Annotated in this window: 12 protein-coding genes; 8 read left to right on the top strand and 4 right to left on the bottom strand. The window is 69.9% G+C overall.

Annotated elements, in window-relative coordinates; genetic code table 11:
* Positions 1-139: 139 nt before the first annotated feature.
* Entirely contained in the window at positions 140-1,924 is a 1,785-nt protein-coding gene (locus tag AC07PF_RS19475; RefSeq protein ID WP_494612927.1) for a methyl-accepting chemotaxis protein, read from the bottom strand.
* A gap of 202 nt (positions 1,925-2,126) precedes the next feature.
* Here AC07PF_RS19475 and AC07PF_RS19470 point away from each other — a divergent pair, with 202 nt between their 5' ends.
* Together AC07PF_RS19470 and AC07PF_RS19465 are read left to right on the top strand one after the other, a co-directional pair.
* Positions 2,127-2,996, top strand: coding sequence for a 3',5'-nucleoside bisphosphate phosphatase (locus AC07PF_RS19470; RefSeq protein ID WP_007856653.1), 870 nt, complete (start codon positions 2,127-2,129; stop codon positions 2,994-2,996).
* 8 nt (positions 2,997-3,004) lie between these two features.
* Positions 3,005-3,640, top strand: coding sequence for an L-threonylcarbamoyladenylate synthase (locus tag AC07PF_RS19465; protein ID WP_007856654.1), 636 nt, complete (start codon positions 3,005-3,007; stop codon positions 3,638-3,640).
* Positions 3,641-3,806: 166 nt separating this feature from the next.
* On the opposite strand, the gene AC07PF_RS19460 is transcribed toward AC07PF_RS19465, so the two are convergent.
* Entirely contained in the window at positions 3,807-5,006 is a 1,200-nt protein-coding gene (locus tag AC07PF_RS19460) for a methyl-accepting chemotaxis protein (RefSeq protein ID WP_494612926.1), read from the bottom strand.
* A 188-nt stretch (positions 5,007-5,194) separates the two neighbouring features.
* Between AC07PF_RS19460 and AC07PF_RS19455 the strand changes: the two genes are divergently transcribed.
* Together AC07PF_RS19455 and AC07PF_RS19450 are read left to right on the top strand one after the other, a co-directional pair.
* On the top strand, positions 5,195-5,863 hold the full coding sequence (locus tag AC07PF_RS19455; RefSeq protein WP_494612925.1) for a site-2 protease family protein: 669 nt from the start codon (positions 5,195-5,197) through the stop codon (positions 5,861-5,863).
* A gap of 45 nt (positions 5,864-5,908) precedes the next feature.
* Complete coding sequence (locus AC07PF_RS19450) at positions 5,909-7,213, top strand: tryptophan--tRNA ligase (RefSeq protein WP_494612924.1); 1,305 nt, start codon at positions 5,909-5,911, stop codon at positions 7,211-7,213.
* Positions 7,214-7,270: 57 nt separating this feature from the next.
* Here AC07PF_RS19450 and AC07PF_RS19445 read toward each other — a convergent pair whose 3' ends face one another.
* Together AC07PF_RS19445 and AC07PF_RS19440 are read right to left on the bottom strand one after the other, a co-directional pair.
* Positions 7,271-10,672: a FecR domain-containing protein gene (locus AC07PF_RS19445; RefSeq protein ID WP_494612923.1), complete on the bottom strand. Its 3,402-nt coding sequence runs from the start codon at positions 10,670-10,672 to the stop codon at positions 7,271-7,273.
* 20 nt (positions 10,673-10,692) lie between these two features.
* On the bottom strand, positions 10,693-12,669 hold the full coding sequence (locus AC07PF_RS19440; RefSeq protein WP_494612922.1) for a CHASE2 domain-containing protein: 1,977 nt from the start codon (positions 12,667-12,669) through the stop codon (positions 10,693-10,695).
* A 137-nt stretch (positions 12,670-12,806) separates the two neighbouring features.
* Here AC07PF_RS19440 and AC07PF_RS19435 point away from each other — a divergent pair, with 137 nt between their 5' ends.
* The 4 genes from AC07PF_RS19435 to AC07PF_RS19420 all read left to right on the top strand — a co-directional run bounded on the left by AC07PF_RS19435 (position 12,807) and on the right by AC07PF_RS19420 (position 16,751).
* The gene (locus AC07PF_RS19435) at positions 12,807-13,064 is read left to right on the top strand and encodes a hypothetical protein (protein ID WP_007856660.1); all 258 of its coding nucleotides are present in this window, start codon (positions 12,807-12,809) and stop codon (positions 13,062-13,064) included.
* A gap of 5 nt (positions 13,065-13,069) precedes the next feature.
* Positions 13,070-14,152: a formylglycine-generating enzyme family protein gene (locus tag AC07PF_RS19430; RefSeq protein ID WP_494612921.1), complete on the top strand. Its 1,083-nt coding sequence runs from the start codon at positions 13,070-13,072 to the stop codon at positions 14,150-14,152.
* A 97-nt stretch (positions 14,153-14,249) separates the two neighbouring features.
* Entirely contained in the window at positions 14,250-14,948 is a 699-nt protein-coding gene (locus tag AC07PF_RS19425) for a response regulator transcription factor (protein ID WP_007856662.1), read from the top strand.
* 84 nt (positions 14,949-15,032) lie between these two features.
* On the top strand, positions 15,033-16,751 hold the full coding sequence (locus tag AC07PF_RS19420) for a FecR family protein (protein ID WP_494612920.1): 1,719 nt from the start codon (positions 15,033-15,035) through the stop codon (positions 16,749-16,751).
* Positions 16,752-16,754 lie beyond the last annotated feature (3 nt).

Here is a 16,754-nt window from a genome sequence, read left to right as displayed (position 1 = left end):
TGCCTCAGCCCACCGGGAAAAACCCCAATTTGGAGGAAGCACTCCAGAGACATTCAGGCGGGCGTGGTGCCGCCACCAGCCCAATGGCAGTCAAGGCAATGCACCCCAGGCCGCTGCGCCTGGAACCCTGGGGGCGACCTCAGAAGCTTTCCCAATCGTCGTCTCCGCCCTTGGCCGTGGCCCGTGGAGCCGGTGCGGGGGCTGGCCCGGCTGCAGCAGGCTTGTGGGCCGCTGCCGGCTTGGGCGCCGACGCAGTGAGCCGTGCGGTGGCAGGTGCTGCGGGTTTGCCGGCAACGCCCTTGCGGGATGGCGCGGCCACCGGCCGGCTGGCAGCCGGTGCAGGCCGTGGCGGTGCTGCCACCGGCGCCCGTGCCGGCATGGCTCCTACGTTGAACATGGACACCACCTCGGCCAGCTTCTGCGCCTGGTCGCGCATGGATGCGGCTGCCGCCGTGGACTCTTCCACCAGCGCCGCGTTCTGCTGCGTCATCTGATCGAGGTGCGTCACCGCTTGGTTCACCTGGGCAATGCCGTCGCGCTGCTCGGTCGACGAGGCCGTGATCTCCCCGATCAGGTCGCTCACCCGGCGCACGCTGGAGACGATCTCTTCCATGCTCTGCCCTGCCTGCGCCACCTGGGCCGAGCCCGATTCGACGTTCTCCACGCTGGCACCGATCAGGGTCTTGATCTCCTTGGCCGCCTCGGCGCTGCGCTGTGCCAGGCTGCGCACTTCACTGGCCACCACGGCGAAGCCCCGGCCCTGTTCGCCGGCACGCGCCGCTTCCACGGCGGCGTTGAGCGCCAGGATGTTGGTCTGGAAGGCGATGCCGTCGATGGTGCCGATGATGTCGGCGATCTTGCGCGAGCTGTCGGTGATCTGCTGCATGCTGCTGACCACCTGGCCCACGACTTCGCCGCCGCGTGCCGCGGCCTGGGCCGCCGTGCCCGCCAGTTGGTTGGCCTGGCGCGCCGTGTCGGCCGATTGCGATACCGTGGCCGTCAGCTGTTCCATGCTGGCCGCGGTTTCTTCCAGGTTGGAGGCCGTCTGCTCGGTGCGTGCCGACAGGTCGTGGTTGCCGTTGGCGATCTCCACCGAGGCCGAGGACACCGAGTCCACGCCCACGCGCACCTCGCTCACCACGGTGCGCAAGCGGGTGGACATGCCGGACAGGGCGCGCGTCAGCACGCCGAGTTCGTCCTTGCGGTCGTCATGGATGTTCTGCGTGAGGTCGCCGGCGGAGATGGCTTCGGCCAGCGACACGGCGCGATCGAGCGGGCGGGTGATGGAGCGCACCAGCAGGGCTGCCATCAACATGCCCAGCACCACCACGGCAATGGCGGCGACCGCGCCGATCACCACCAGGCTGGCGCGCGAGTCGCGGGCTGCCTGCACCGCCGCGTCGCGCTGGCGCTCCTGCACTGCCACGAACTTGTCGATGGCCTCCAGGTAGGCCACCGCCTTCGGGCGGTAGACCTTGGCCAGGTAGTCCTGCTTGGCCGCCGCGTCGCCCGCGTCGGTCAGCTCCTTGAGCTTGTCGGTCTGCCCCCGGATGTCGGCACGGGTGGCGGCGACATGGGCCAGGGCGGCCTTGTCATCGGCCGACACCGAGCTCTTGCCGATCTTTTCCTGCACCGGTGTGATGCGCGCCGTGAGGGCCGCCACGCGCGTATCGAAGTCGGCCTTGAGCGCTGCGTCCGTGGTCACGAAGCTGGCCATGGACATGGTGACGGCCACCTCGGCCAGCCCGCGCCAGCTCACTGCCGTGGTGATGGCGGACTCGTACTTCTCGACCGACCGCTCGGTCTCTGCCGTCACCTGCCGCCCATACCACTGGGTGCAGATGGCGGTCACCAGCATCAGTGCCAGCAGGCCCAGGATCACGCTCCACATCTTGTGGGCCACGCGCAGGTTGTCGAATTTCATGGTCGATCCTTGCAACAGGTTCTTGTGCTGTGCAAGGGCATCACCTGCCCCTGCTTTGTGGGTTTTTGCCTCAGGAAACCGTCTTCAAACCACCAGCCGCCGTCACGGCCACAGGACGGACGACAGCAGAGCCCGCGCTCTTGTAACCAGTGTTGCTGGAATCGGCACCCCGCGTTATCGGTACAAGCCCTAAAATGGGTCGGTGACCACCTTGCTCAACGCCGACCTGCACTGCCATTCCGTGGTATCCGACGGGACCATGACCCCCGAGGACCTGGCCGCGCGCGCCAAGGCCAACGGGGTCGAGCTGTGGGCGCTCACCGACCACGACGAAATCGGCGGCCAGCACCGGGCCGCCGCAGCCGCGCGCGCACAGGGCATGGCCTACCTCACGGGCGTGGAGATCTCGGTGACCTTTGCCGACACCACCGTGCACATCGTCGGCCTGGGGTTCGATCCGGACGACGCCCGCCTGGCCGAGGGCCTCGTCGCCACGCGCGGCGGTCGCGGTGACCGGGCCCGGGACATGGCGCAGCAGCTGGCCCAGGTGGGCATCGAGGGGGCCTACGAAGGCGCCCTGAAGTTCGTGGGCAACCCGGCACTGATCTCGCGCACGCACTTTGCGCGCTTTCTCGTCGAATCGGGTGTCTGCAGGGACACCTCCGAGGTGTTCCGCCGCTTTCTCACCGAAGGCAAGCCCGGCTACGTGCCGCACCGCTGGGCCCGGCTGGGCGATGCCGTGCGCTGGATCACCGAGGCCGGCGGCATGGCCGTGATCGCCCACCCGGCCCGTTACAAGTTCAGCGCCAACGAGGAGTTTGCGCTGTTCTCCGAATTCAAGGCCCACGGCGGGCGTGGCGTCGAGGTGGTGACCGGCAGCCACAGCCCGCCCGAGTACCTGACCTATGCCGCCATGGCCCAGGAGTTCGGCCTGGCCGCCTCGCGTGGCAGCGACTTCCACAGCCCCGACGAATCGCACACCGACCTGGGCACCCTGCCCCCGCTGCCCGGCACGCTGACCCCCGTGTGGGAACTGCTGGCCGATCGCATCCGCCCGGCAGCCGCCGCCTGACCTTCACCATGGCCCAGTACTTCGAAGTCCACCCCGACAACCCCCAACCCCGGCTGCTCAAGCAGGCCGCCACACTGCTGCAAAAAGGCGGCATCGTGGCCGTGCCCACCGATTCGAGCTATGCGCTGGTCTGCCACCTCGATGACAAGGATGCCGTGGACCGGCTGCGCCGCATCCGCCAGGTGGACGAAAAGCACCACCTGACCCTGCTGTGCCGCGACCTCTCGGAGCTGGCCAACTACGCGCGCGTGGACAACCGCCAGTACCGCCTGCTCAAGCTGGGCACGCCCGGGCCCTACACCTTCATCCTCGAAGCCACCAAGGAAGTGCCGCGCCGCGTGAGCCACCCCTCACGCAAGACCATCGGCCTGCGCGTGCCCGACCGCAAGGGCCTGCAGCTGCTGCTGGAACTGCATGGCGCGCCACTGCTGGCCACCACGCTGATCCCCGCCGGCGAAACCGAGCCACTGAACGACCCGGAGGAAATCCGCGAGCGCTATGAAAAGCTGGTGGATGCCATCGTGGATGCTGGTGCCTGCCCCCGGGAGCCCACCACGGTGGTCGACCTGACGCCCATGGGCACCGGCGGCGACCCCGAGGTGGTGCGCGAAGGCCGCGGCAGCCTGCAAGCGCTGGGGCTGTAGGGCCGTTTCAACCGCTAATCATTGCCACTGTTCGCGGCGCATGAACTGACGCGGCCAAGACCAGTGCCCCCGTGCAAGGGCCGCCCCGCCGCACCGGGGGCGTCCCCCTCCCGACTCGCGCAGCGGGTCGAGAGAGGGGTGAAGGCGCGAAGCGACTCAGGGGGTGTTAGTCCAATTTGAAGGCGCCCACGGCGCGCTGCAGCTCCTGCGCACGCGAGGACAGGGCCGAGGCGGCGCTGGCCGCCTGCTGCACCAGGGCCGCGTTCTGCTGCGTGGCGCTGTCCATCTGGGCCACGGCGCCGTTCACCTGCTCGATGCCCGAGCTCTGCGCATGCAACGCACCGGAGATCTCGCCCAGCAGCGCAGTGACCTGGCCGACGGCGCCCACGATTTCTTCCATGGTCTTGCCGGCGCGGCCCACGTGGCCGGCACCGCTCTCGACCTGGTCGACCGACTGGCTGATCAGGGTCTTGATCTCGCGCGCCGCCACGGCGCTGCGCTGCGCGAGGTTGCGCACCTCGCTGGCCACCACGGCAAAGCCGCGGCCCTGTTCGCCCGCACGGGCCGCTTCCACGGCGGCATTGAGCGCCAGGATGTTGGTCTGGAAGGCAATGCCTTCGATGACCTGGATGATGTCGACGATCTTGCGCGAGCTGCCGCTGATGGCCTGCATGGTCTGCACCACGTCGCCCACCACGGCACCGCCGCGCTCGGCGATCTGCGAGGCGTTGACGGCCAGGCTGCTGGCCGAGCGCGCGCGCTCGGCGTTCTGGCGCACGGTGGAGGTCAGTTCGGCCATGCTGCCGGCCGTGTCGGCAAGGGAGCTCACCTGGTCTTCCGTGCGGCGCGCCAGGTCGGAGTTGCCCGAATCGATGTCCGCCGCGGCCTCGGTGATCGAGTCCGTGGACTGCTTGATGCCCGAGACCAGTTCGGTCAGCGTGTCCTCCATGGTGCCCAGGGCCGTGAGCAGGCGGCCGAAGTCGCCTTCGAGCTCGGACGAGAACTCCTGGCTCAGGTCGCCTGCCGCCACCGTCTCGGCGATCAGGATGGCCTGGTTCAGCGGGTGCACGATGCCGCTGCGCAGCAGCACGAAGGACACCAGCGAGACCACGAACACGCAGGCCCCCAGCAGCAGCACCCACAGGCGCGCGCTCTCCAGGTGGCCCTGGCCGGCCCGGATGGCCTGCTCCAGGGGCGCGCGCTGCTCGGCAGTGAGCCCCGTGGCCGATCCGACCGCGGCGCGGTAGGCATCGTCGGCCTGGCCGATGCCCGAGCTGGCCACCACCATCAGTACCGCCACCAGCAAGGCAATGGCACCAAACGCCAGAATGAGGCGCGTTCCAATCTTCAAACGATCCAGGCCCATGGGATTCATCTCCGATATCAGTGTTGTATGTATTTATAGCGACCGTTGCATTCAACAATGTAGCGCGCGCACAACCTTGCCCGAGTCTGCCACGCCTGTATCCATTTGAAACAACGGAACCATCGTAACAATCCCGGAAAGTGACTGTGCCAAAGGGTTGTTGTCGTGTGTCTGAGACAATTGGCAGGGTGGACATCTCCAATCTCATCCAAACCGTTCTGATCTATGCCTTGCCGGTGCTCTTCGCGATCACCGTGCACGAAGCTGCCCATGGCTATGCCGCTCGCCACTTCGGCGACAACACGGCGTTCATGATGGGCCGGATCACCCTCAATCCGCTCAAGCACATCGACCCCATCGGCACCATCCTGATGCCGCTGGTGCTGTACTTCGCCACCTCCGGGGCCTTCTTGTTCGGCTATGCCAAGCCGGTGCCGGTCAATTTCGGTAACCTGCGCAACCCCAAGCAGCACATGATCTGGGTCGCGCTCGCGGGGCCGGCCTCGAATTTCTTCCAGGCCATCTTCTGGGCCGTCCTGCTGGTGGTGCTGCTCGGCATGGGCGTGACCGAGCGCTTCTTCATCGAGATGGCGCGCGCCGGCATCCTGGTCAACCTGGTGATGTGGGCCTTCAACCTCTTCCCGCTGCCGCCGCTGGACGGGGGCCGCATCCTTGTCGGCCTGCTGCCCTGGAAGGCGGCGCACATGGTCTCGCGCATCGAGCCCTTCGGCTTCTTCATCGTGATGGGCCTGGTGGTGGCCGGCGTGGTGGGCACCATCTGGCTGCGCCCGCTGATGTCGCTGGGCTATGGCGCCATCAACCTGCTGCTCACGCCGCTGATGGCCTTGCTGCGCTGACCGACTTCGCTTTTTCTCTCCCCCTTTTCGCAGAATCCGTTTCCCATGAGCACCACGCGCTTTCTCACCGGCATCACGACCACGGGCACGCCCCACCTGGGCAACTTCGTGGGCTCCATCCGCCCGTCGGTGGCGGCCAGCCTCACGCCCGGCGTGCAGAGTTTCTACTTCCTGGCCGACTACCACGCGCTCATCAAGTGCGAAGACCCGGTGCGCATCCAGCGCTCCACGCTGGAGATCGCGGCCAGCTGGCTGGCCGCGGGCCTGAACCCCGAAAAGGTCACCTTCTACCGCCAGTCCGACATCCCCGAGATTCCTGAACTCACCTGGCTCCTGACCTGCGTGACCGGCAAGGGCGTGCTCAACCGCGCCCACGCCTACAAGGCCAGCGTGGACAAGAACATGGCGGCCGAGCGCGATGCCGATGACGGCGTGACCGCGGGCCTGTTCATGTACCCCGTGCTCATGGGCGCCGACATCCTGATGTTCAAGGCCCACAAGGTGCCCGTGGGCCGCGACCAGATCCAGCACATCGAGATGGCGCGCGACATGGCCGCGAGCTTCAACCACCTGTACGGCGAGCACTTCGTGCTGCCCGAGGCCGCCATCGACGACCACGTGGCCACCCTGCCCGGCCTCGACGGCCGCAAGATGAGCAAGAGCTACGACAACACCATCCCGCTGTTCAGCTCGCGCGAGCAGCTCAAGAAGCTCATCGGCGGCATCCTGACCGACTCGCGCGCGCCCGGCGAGCCCAAGGAGGTGGAGGGCTCGGCCCTGTTCCAGATCTACCAGGCCTTCGCCACCGAGGCCGAGACCGCCGCCCTGCGCCAGCAATATGCCGACGGCATTGCCTGGGGCGATGCCAAGCAGGTGCTGCTGGAGCGCGTGGACCAGGTGATCGCCCCCATGCGCGCCCAGTACGAAGAGCTGATCAACAACCCGGCCCGCATCGAGACCACGCTGCTGGCCGGTGCCGAGCGCGCGCGCGCGCTGGCCACGCCCTTCATCCGCGAGCTGCGCTCGGCCGTGGGCCTGCGCAGCCTGGTGCAGGCCGGCGCTGCCACCAAGGCGGCCAAGGCCGCCAAGGTGGCCCTGCCCTCGTTCAAGCAGTACCGCGAGGCCGATGGCAAGTTCTACTTCAAGTTCGTCGCGGCCGATGGCCGCCTGCTGCTGCAGAGCACGGGCTTCGATGCGCCCAAGGACGCCGGGCAGGCGATCGCCCAGCTGCAAAAGGACGGCAATGCGCTGCAGGCCCTGGCACCTCGCCTGGCGCCGGTGGATGGCGTTGCGCAGGCCGACGTGCAGGCGGCGCTGCAGGCGCTGGCCGAGGCTGCGGCGGCAGCCTGAGACGCCCCTGCCCCTGCGCGGCGGGACGCCAGGCTTGGCAAACTGCAGGCGCGCAACTCAATCCCGGTAGCGCAGCAGCGCCCACAAGGTGGGCCGCTCGCCGCTGCGCAAGCCCGTCTCCAGTGAGCCCACCAGCGTGAAGCGGCGATCTTGCGACTCCCAGCCGTGGGCCAAGGCCATGCTCCAGCCCGGCGCGCGCTGCAGGAAGTTGGCCTCATCGCGGTAGCGCATCCCGCGCCAGGTGAGCCGCAGCAGCGAAAAGCCGCGCCCCTCGTGCCGCCAGGTGGTCTGCCCCAGCGCCACATGGCGCGCGAAACCTGGCAGCAGGTTTCCGGAGAACCCCTCCCCCGTATTGCGCGAATCGGTATGGATGTAGCTGCCCAGAACGCTCCAGCGCGGCCCCAGCAGGTGGTTGACGGACACGCTGGACTGGACCAGATGCCCCTGTCCGAACACCGGCGTCTCCTCGTAGGTGTTCAATGAAGTCTGTGCGCTGAGCACGACGGGCGCGACCGTATTGATGTTGTCGAACAAGGCCGCCGTGTTCATGGCGAACAGCCGCCCGTCGCGGGCCACCAGGTTGTGGATGCGCTGGCCTGAAAGGCTGGTGCCCAGGAAGGTGGACGACCCCAGTTCCCAGTCCAATTGCAGCGCGTGCTTGCGTGCCAGGCTGCCTGGCAGCAGGTACTGGTTGTCCACGGCGATGGCACCGGTGGACACCGGCGCGAGCGTGTGCGTACCGGGGGCACGCATGCTCTCCTGCCAGGCCCAGTGCAGGGCCCGCCCGGGGCCCAGCCGCACGCTGGCACCCACACGCGGCAGCAACTTGCGGCGGCGCGCGGCACCGTCGAATTGCGGATCCAGCAGGTCCTGGCCCGCCGTGTCGGTGAAGCGGTCGCTCTGGGCGGTGGAGAGCCTGGGCCAATAGGCTTCCGCCATCACGCTCCACGGTCCGCTGCGCCACTCCCCTGCCATCCAGGGCATGTCATAGCGTTCGGTGTTGGCCCGAGGGCTGACCACCTGCGCATCTGCAATCGCGCTGTCCGTATCACGGGTCACGCGCTCCCAGCCGGCACTGAAGCGGTGTGGCCCCTGCAGCAGGGTATGGCGCAGGAACAGGCCCTTCTCTTCGCTTGCATAGTGGTAGTCCTGCGGTCCGAAGCGCGCATCGTCCAGCACCAGGCCGGAGGTCTGGCGCCCCCCGTGCACCTGGATCCAGGTCTGGCTGTCGGCGGACCAGCGCCACGATCCCCCGGCGTCCGTGCGGCGTGCGCGGGTCTCGGCGCCGCCCGTGAAGGTGATGCCGTTGCCAAAATCGCGCCCGTCCGGGAAACGGTAGCGCAGGGTGCTGTCCGTATGCTGCAGGAAAAGGGAGAGGCTTTCACTGGGTTTGGCACCGACGGCGATGGCCAGATCCGGGGACGACAGGCGATAGCGCGATGCAGCGGGCCCTTCGCGCGGCCACATCTGGATGTCCTGCCCCCGCACCAGCCAGGCCACAGGGATGGGCGCCGTCGCAAAGCCACGGTGGCCTGCATCGATCGTGGCGTTGTGCCGCAGCGGGTTGCGTTCGGCGCTCGCCCCCGCGCTCCATTCACTGCCGGTGGACAGCAGCAGCGGTGCACGCTTCTCGCTGGCACCGAACACCGTAGGGTCGGTCAGGTAGCCCTGGAACAGTTCGGAGCGGCGATTGAAGTCGCTTTCGTAGCGGTCGGACAGGAAGAAGTGGCTGCCGGCCCACAGAGGGTAGTACGAGGCTGCGGCATAGGCCCGTGCCCAGTGCTCCATGCCGAAGTCACCCAGTGCCTTGCCCAGACTGGCCGACCCCCGGCTGTCCGACGCCAGCGGATTGAGCGACTTGAGGAAAGGCAGCCGCACAAGCGCCTCTCGCGCTGCGGCGATCGCCTGCACGGGCTGCCCGCTGTCGTTGCGAAGGGTGGATTCGATCTGCCAGGGCAAGGGATCGTTCGGGTCGGCGACGCGGGCGCGCGCCAGCGAGTCGAGCGCCGCCGCTTGCTCGCCCAGCTGGTACTCGGCCACGGCCAGCCAGACCTGGGCGCGCGCATAGCGCGGCTCGATCACCAGGGCCTTGAGCAACTGGCTGCGCGCCGCCCCGGGGTCGCCCTGCTGCAGCGCCAGCAGGCCTGCACCGGCCAGGCTCACATAGTCATCGCCGGCCTGGGCCAGCGCGGCGTCAAAGCCCGTACGCGCATCGCCCAGGCGCAGGGCCTCTGCCGCCAGGGTGGCCTGCTCGCCCTGGTAGGCGGGCTGCGCGGGCGCCAGCGCCACGGCACGCGCCAGGGCCTCGCGCGCACCGCGCAGGTCACCCCGCTCGCGCAGGGCGCGCCCCAGGCCCCACTGGGCTGCGGCCTGGTCGGTAGCAGGCTCCCGCCGTGCCTCGGCACCGGCCACCGCTCGCCGGTACAGGGCAATGGCTTCCTCGCCCCGGCCTTCCAGGCGCTGCCAGTCGGCGTCGGCCAGCAGCAGCGCAGTGGCCTCGGGTGCCTGCGTGCGTGCGGTACCGAGCCAGGCACGCGCCTCAGGGCTCTGGTCCAGCGCCAGCAGCAGCTCGGCCCGGCGCGCGGCGGTGCGCGGGTCCTGCGTGCGCTGCCAGGCGGCGGCCAGGCGCTGCTGGGCCGCGTCCATGCGGTCGTCAAAGACGTCGAGGTCGGCCAGCAGCAATTCCACCACGGCCCCGCCCTGCCCGCTGGCAGACAGCGCCAGCAACCGCTCGCGTGCGCGCGGCCACTGGCCCGTGCGCAGGTCGTCACGGATCGCGGCCAGCGGCGGTGCCACGGCGTCACCCTGCAGTTCCACCCAGCGCGTGGCGTCCACCGGGTTGGCCATGACCCACTGCACGCGCTCGCGCGGGCGCACCAGCAGGCGCTTGACCGGTGCCTTGCCAGGCTCCACATAGCCCTGCTCGGCAGGCCCCAGTTCCACCCGGCCGAAGGCATTGGAAAGATCCACCTGGCCCGACAGCACGGTGAGCGTGGTGCGGCCACTGCCATCGACCTCCACATCCCAGTCCGTGCCACGCACCACGGCCAGGGCCGCCGGGGTCTGCAGCTGCAGCGAGGCCGGGGTCTTCTTGGTGCGCGCCCACAGGCGCCCGGCAGCCAGCTCCAGCAGGGTGCGCTCGGGCTGCGATGCGCACAGGCGCAACTGGGCATTGGCCGACATGCGGATCTGCGTGCGGTCGGCCAGCAGCAGCGCGGCCGACGACAGCTCCAGGGTGCGCACGCCCGCACCCGCACCCAGTTGCTGGGCCAGCACGGCGGGCGACCAGGGCCCCTCGCCGGGCGGCCGGGTCTGGCCCTGGCCGGCCAGGGCCACGATCTGCGCGGCCACGGTATCGGGGGCCACGGACACCCCGGCGCACTGCGCCCAGGCACTGGGCAGGCACAGGGTGGCAGCCAGGGCAATGGGGGTCTTGATCCACAGGTGTGTCGATGGCATGGCGGGGCCTTTCCGGGTACTCATTTGTCCAGCGCATGCGCAAAGACAGCGCCCGCTGCCACCGGCGCCCGGGCGTTGGCCAGTGTCTGCACCTGCGCCTGCAGCCGGTCGGCCTGGGCCGCCCACAGCGGTGCCAGGTGCACAGCCCGGGCCCGCCACTCGGCGCAGCACGCCAGGGCCTCGTCCCAGCGGCCCGCATGCACATGGGCCTGCAAAACCAGGCTGGTGGCCACCAGCGGCGCATCGTCGCAGGGGGTGTAGACATCGATGCCGCTGCTGCGCCCGGCCAGCACCACGGCGTCGAGCCAGAGCAGGGGTGGCGGCTGCGCCCCCTCCCGCGGCAAGGCGCTGCGGGTGGCCTCGGACAGCAGGATCCCGGTGCCGAAGGCCTTGTTCGCGCCTTCCAGCCGGGCCGCGGTGTTCACCGCATCGCCCACGGCGGTATAGGTGAAGCGGCCTTCGGAGCCCAGGTGGCCCACCGCCGCCTCGCCGGTGTGCAGGCCGATGCGCAGCTGCAGCTCGGCAAAGGGGGTGCCCGCCCACTGGCTGCGCAGGGCCTGCATTTCCCGCTGCATCTCCTGCGCGCAGGCCAGGGCGCGTGCCGCGTGCTGCGGCTCGGCCACGGGGGCGTTCCAGAAGGCCATGACGGCATCGCCGATGAACTTGTCGAGCGTGCCACCGTGGCGGTGCACGGCATAGGTCATGCGCGTGAAGTAGGCGTTGAGTGCACGGGCCACGCCCTCGGGTGGCAGGCGCTCGCTGGCCGAGGTGAAGCCCGCCAGGTCCGAGAACAGCAGCGTGAGCTCGCGCCGCTCGCCGCTGATGGCCGGCGCGGTGCCGCTGGCGATCAGCGCGCTGACCACGGCCGGCGGCACATAGCGGCCGAAGTCCAGGCGCAGGCGCTCGCGCTGGCGCCGCTCGCGCCAGTAGCTGTCGGTCGCACCCACATTGAAGTGCAGCGCCAGTGCCACCAGCGTGGGCAGCGTAGGCCACCATGTCCCCTGCAGATAGGCCCACAGCCCGCCGATCAACGCTAGCAGCGCCAGCGCCACGCTCAGCCACACGGCCAGCCAGCCACGCCAGCGGCGCGTGAGCGCGGCCACCACGGCAATGGCCGCCGCGGCCTGCAGCAGCGGGCCCGCCGGGTGCGCGGGCACGATCCAGTCGCCCGTGAGGCCATTGATGAGGGCCGTGGCATGCAGCATCACGCCCGACTGCGTGCCCTGGCCCAGGGTGCGCAACGGCGTGGTGAACTGGTCCACGCCGCCCACCGGCGTGTTCTGGCCCAGCAACAGCAATCGCCCCTGCAGCGCGCCAGGCGCCAGCTGCCGCGCCGGGTCCAGCGCCTGGGTGTAGTGCACATAGGGCAGCGCCACCTCGGGCGCGTAGTAGCGCAGCAGCGCACCGGGCGGGGGCGGCACCACGCTGCGGCCCGCGGCCTGCGCCAGCACGCGCCACATCGCATCGGCGTGCAGCGGCGCGCTGCGCTGCACGCCATCGTCGTCGGGCTGCATGCCCACGTCGCCGTGCAGCGCCTGGCCGAAGATCGAGCGCAATGCCTGCTGGTACTGCGCCACCTGGCCGCTGTGCACGGCCACCCGGGCGCTGGCCAGCACCACGGGCATGCGCCCCTGCAAGGCACGCCCGAGGGCGGCGTCGTCCTCGGGGGACTGGGCGGTGGACAGCAGCAGGTCGATACCGAGCCCCGCCGCGCCGGTCGCGGAAAGCGCCTCGACCAGTTGCGCATGCAGGCGCCGCGGCAGCGGCGGCGCTGCCTGAAGGGCCGCGAGGCTGGGCTCGTCGATGCCGATGACCACCACGCCCGCATCGGGCCGCACGGGTGCGGTCAGGCTGCTGAAGAGATCGTATTCCAGGCGCTGCAAGGGCTGCCACACCGGCAGGACCTGCAGCAAGGCCAGCAGCACCAGCGGCACCAGCAGGCGCAGCGCCCACTGGCGCCCCGCGTCCCTTGCCACTGCCGACCGGATCCAGGCCATACGTTCTTCCGTCAGTTGTAACGTACTGTATCGCAGGGGGGAGGCAGCGCAAGGGTTTCAGACCCCGGGGTTACAAATGGGGCGCGGCTTTTTGCCCCACCGTCCCTTAGACTGCCCTCCAACACGGGGAGAATCCCATGAAAGCACTGATCGCCTCGGCCACCCTGCTCGCCTTGCTGGCGGGCTGCGAATCGGCCACCACCCGCCCACCGTCGGGCCCCATGGCCTCGGGCCGGGACCGCACCTTCAGCGTGCCGGTCTATGGCAACGACGCCTCACCGGCTTACAACGCCGCCACCCGGGAATGCCAGAAGCTGGCGCTGTTCCCCAAGCTGCTGCGCAACGAGGGCTCGCGCCTGGTCTTCGAGTGCGTGAGCGACAACCCCAACCGCTGAGCCCGATGGCCCGGCGCCGAACAGCCGCCGTCGTCGCAGTGCTCGTGCTGGCCGCAGCCCTGCCCGCGCAGGCCCAGGTGCGCCGCGACCGGCAGCACCCGGTGTGGACCAACAGCCTGGGCATGCCGTTCGTGAAGGTGCCCGCCGGCAGCTTCGTGATGGGCGGGCCCGAGGCGCCCGACGTGCTGGCGCGGGCCTACCCGCAGCTGGAGCCCAAGCGCTTTGCCGAGCTGGTCGATGAAGGCCCGGCCCACCGGGTGGTCATCCGCCAGGCCTTCTACCTGGGGCAGCACGAGGTGACGGTCGGCCAGTTCCGGCGCTTCCTGCAGGCCTCGGGCTACCAGCCCGAGTCGGAGGCCGACGGCACCGGCGGCTATGGCTACAACCCCCGCTACGACCCGGCCACGACCCGTCGCGGCGATGCCTTCGAGGGGCGCGACCCGCGCTACTCCTGGCGCAACCCGGGGTTTGCGCAGGGTGACGACCACCCCGTGGTCAACGTCACCTGGAACGACGCCCAGGCCCTGGCCCAGTGGCTGAGCCGCACCGAAGACCAGCGCTACCGCCTGCCCACCGAGGCCGAGTGGGAGTACGCCTGCCGCGCCGGCACGCGCACCCGCTACCCGCACGGCGACGACCCCGAGGGCCTGCTCCAGAACGCCAATACCTTCGACCAGGAGGCCGCGCCCCACTGGGAGCGCTGGCGCCAGCATGCCCTGCGCGGCAGCGATGGCCATGCCTTCACCGCCCCCGTGGGCAGCTATGCGCCCAACGCCTTCGGCCTGCAGGACATGCTGGGCAATGCCTGGGAGTGGGTGGCCGACTGGCATGGCGACAGCTACTACGCCGAGTCGCCCGCCGTGGACCCCGGGGGCCCGGCCGAGGGCAGCGTGCGCGTGCGCCGCGGGGGCTCCTGGCACACCTGGTCGTTCTATGCACGCTGCGGCTACCGCAACTGGAACAGCCCGCAAACCCGCTACACCCTGGTGGGCATGCGACTGCTGCGTGAAATCGCACCCGCCGCGGCCGCCCGGCCTGGCGCGCGCCCTGCCGCCCCGCGCCGCCTGGCATCGCCCGTGGTACGGTGAACAACTGTCAAACTTGGTGATCCCCAAGATGGGGCATGGAATGGACTGCCGCACATCGCGAATAATGCGGGGTGAATCTTGAACGGAACGGAGAACCATGCGCATAGCGGCGTTAGACGACGATGCGCTTCAGCTGGATCTGATCAAACAGGCCACCGAAGCGATGGGCCATGTGTGCCACACCCACCTGACCGGTGCCGCGCTGATGCGCGAGATGCGCCGCGAGACCTTCGACCTGCTGATCGTGGACTGGCACCTGCCCGACACCACCGGCCCCGAGGTGGTGCGCTGGGTGCGCGAGAACGTGGGCAAGCAGTTGCCCATCCTGTTCGTGACCAACCGGCAGGAAGAGCGCGACATCGTCGAAGGCCTGGGCAGCGGGGCCGACGACTTCATGGTCAAGCCCGTGCGCATCGGCGAGCTCAATGCCCGCGTGGGAGCGCTGCTGCGCCGCGCCTACCCGCAGAGCACCAGCGGCGCGCTGGATTTCGGGCGCTACAAGTTCTACCCCGAGTCGCGCTCGCTGGAGGTCAATGGCCAGGTGGCCGAACTCAAGAACCGCGAATACGACCTGGCGCTGTTCCTGTTCCAGAACATGGGGCGCCTGCTTTCGCGCGACCACCTCAAGGAGGTGATCTGGGGCCAGGGCTCGGACGTGCTCTCGCGCTCGCTCGACACCCATGTCTCGCGCCTGCGCACGCAGCTGGACCTGCGCCCGGTCAACGGCTACTTCATCACCGCGGTGTATGGTGTGGGCTACCGCTTCGAAGCCGTGGAGCCTGATCGCAAGCCGTGATGCGCCCCCCGGGCTTCCACAGCGAAGCCCGCCCCTCGAGAATGATGAAGACCGCCGCAGCCTGCGGCCCGTAGGAGAGTTGACGTGGTCATCCACCGCCTTGCATTGCCCCTGTCCGCCGCCGCCATGTTCGTGGCGGGCCTCGGCTGCGCGCATGCGCAAGCTACCCCCACTGCCCCTTCCGACACGCAGACCGACGAAATCCCGCACACGGTGCGGGCCGGCGACACCCTCGAAGGTCTGGCCAACGCCTACCTGGACAATCCGCGCCAATGGCCGCTGCTGCAGCAGCGCAACAAGGTGGCCGACCCCAGGCGCCTGCAGCCGGGCTCCACCGTGTGGATCCCCGTGCGCCTGCAGCCGCAGGCCTCGGCCCAGGTGGAGTTCGTGCAGGGCAACGCCACGGCACAGCCCCAGCGGGGCGATGCCCAGCCGGTGGCGCAAGGCACCCGCCTGGACGAAGGCACGCGCCTGCAGGTGGGGCCGGACAGTTTCGTCGCCGTGCGCCTGGCCGACGGCACGCTGGTGCGCGTGCAGCCCCAATCCGACCTGCAGCTGCGCCAGCTGCGCCGCCGCGGGCGCGCGGGCAGCATCCAGTCGGTGATGGAGATGCGCGCCGGCAGCGTGGAGTCGAGCGTCACCCCCAGCACCGATGCGCTGCGCCGTTTCGAGATCCGCACACCGCGCGCCGTGACCAGCGTGCGCGGCACCGAATTCGGCGTGGCGCTGGCGGCCTCGGGCCAGGCGACTGCCTCGGTACTTGAAGGCACGGTGGCCGTACAGTCCCGCGCCGAGAATGCCCCGCAGCCGGTTGCCGACGCCACCCTGCTGGCCCGCGGACAAGGCCTGTCGGTGGCGCCCGACGGCACCCTGGGTGCCCCGCGCCCGCTGCTGGCCCCGCCCGACCTGTCCACCGTGCCGGCGCAGCTGCATGACCTGGGCCTGCTGGCCATCAACCTGCCGGCCACGCCCGGCGCCAGCGGCTACGTGGCCCAGGTGGCCCGCGATGCGGCCCTGACGCAGGTACTGCGCAGCGGCCGCTTTGCCAACGGCCAGCTGCGCTGGGCCGCGCTCGACGATGGCAGCTACCACCTGGCCGTGCGCGCCGTGGACGAGGCCGGCATTGCCGGCCTGCCCGCCACGCGCCCCATCACCATCAAGACCCGGCCGGTGCCGCCGCTGTACCAGCAGCCTGCCCCCGGTGCCGTGCTGCCGCGCACCACCGGCAGCCTGCGCTGCACCGAAGTGCCAGGGGCCCGCTGGTACCGCATCCAGGTGGCAGCCAGCGCGGATTTCACCACCCCGCTGCTGGACGAGGGACGCCTGAACCCCTGCCAGCTGACGCTGGCCACGCTGCCCCTGGGCAACTACTTCTGGCGCGCGGCCACGGTCGCGGAGCTCGCGGGCGGTGCGCTGGACCAGGGGCCGTTCGCACCCGCGCAGCCCTTCACCGTGGCGCAGCAGCCCGCCGCGCTGGACCTGTCGTCCATGCAGGCGACAGATGGCGACACCATCGTGCGCCTGCACTGGCCGGCCCAGGCCGGCCAGCGTTTCCGCGTGCAGCTGGCGCCGGACCTGGAGTTCAGCAAGGTCCTGCAGGACACCCAGTTCGACGAACCGCGCTGGACCTCCGCGGCCGACCTGCCTGCGGGCACCTACTTCGTGCGCATCCAGGTGCTCGACCCTTCGGGCCTGCAAAGCGAGTTCTCGCCGCCGCGCAGCATCCGCGTGGGCACGGGGCTGAACACCAGCTCCGGGCTGCCCCTGTCCACCATGGGCGGTGAGCCCGTGCGCCGTCCCTGAGCC

The organism is Acidovorax sp. GW821-FHT10A04, assembly GCF_059415825.1.
This window is presented reverse-complemented; position numbering and strand designations above follow the sequence as displayed.

Excerpts from the sequence above, each read along its gene's own strand:
- AC07PF_RS19475 (WP_494612927.1), bottom strand. The coding sequence starts at position 1,924 with ATGAAATTCGACAACCTGCGCGTGGCCCACAAGATGTGGAGCGTGATC.
- AC07PF_RS19465 (WP_007856654.1), top strand. The coding sequence starts at position 3,005 with ATGGCCCAGTACTTCGAAGTCCACCCCGACAACCCCCAACCCCGGCTG.
- AC07PF_RS19460 (WP_494612926.1), bottom strand. The coding sequence starts at position 5,006 with ATGGGCCTGGATCGTTTGAAGATTGGAACGCGCCTCATTCTGGCGTTT.
- AC07PF_RS19450 (WP_494612924.1), top strand. The coding sequence starts at position 5,909 with ATGAGCACCACGCGCTTTCTCACCGGCATCACGACCACGGGCACGCCC.
- AC07PF_RS19445 (WP_494612923.1), bottom strand. The coding sequence starts at position 10,672 with ATGCCATCGACACACCTGTGGATCAAGACCCCCATTGCCCTGGCTGCC.
- AC07PF_RS19440 (WP_494612922.1), bottom strand. The coding sequence starts at position 12,669 with ATGGCCTGGATCCGGTCGGCAGTGGCAAGGGACGCGGGGCGCCAGTGG.
- AC07PF_RS19435 (WP_007856660.1), top strand. The coding sequence starts at position 12,807 with ATGAAAGCACTGATCGCCTCGGCCACCCTGCTCGCCTTGCTGGCGGGC.
- AC07PF_RS19430 (WP_494612921.1), top strand. The coding sequence starts at position 13,070 with ATGGCCCGGCGCCGAACAGCCGCCGTCGTCGCAGTGCTCGTGCTGGCC.
- AC07PF_RS19425 (WP_007856662.1), top strand. The coding sequence starts at position 14,250 with ATGCGCATAGCGGCGTTAGACGACGATGCGCTTCAGCTGGATCTGATC.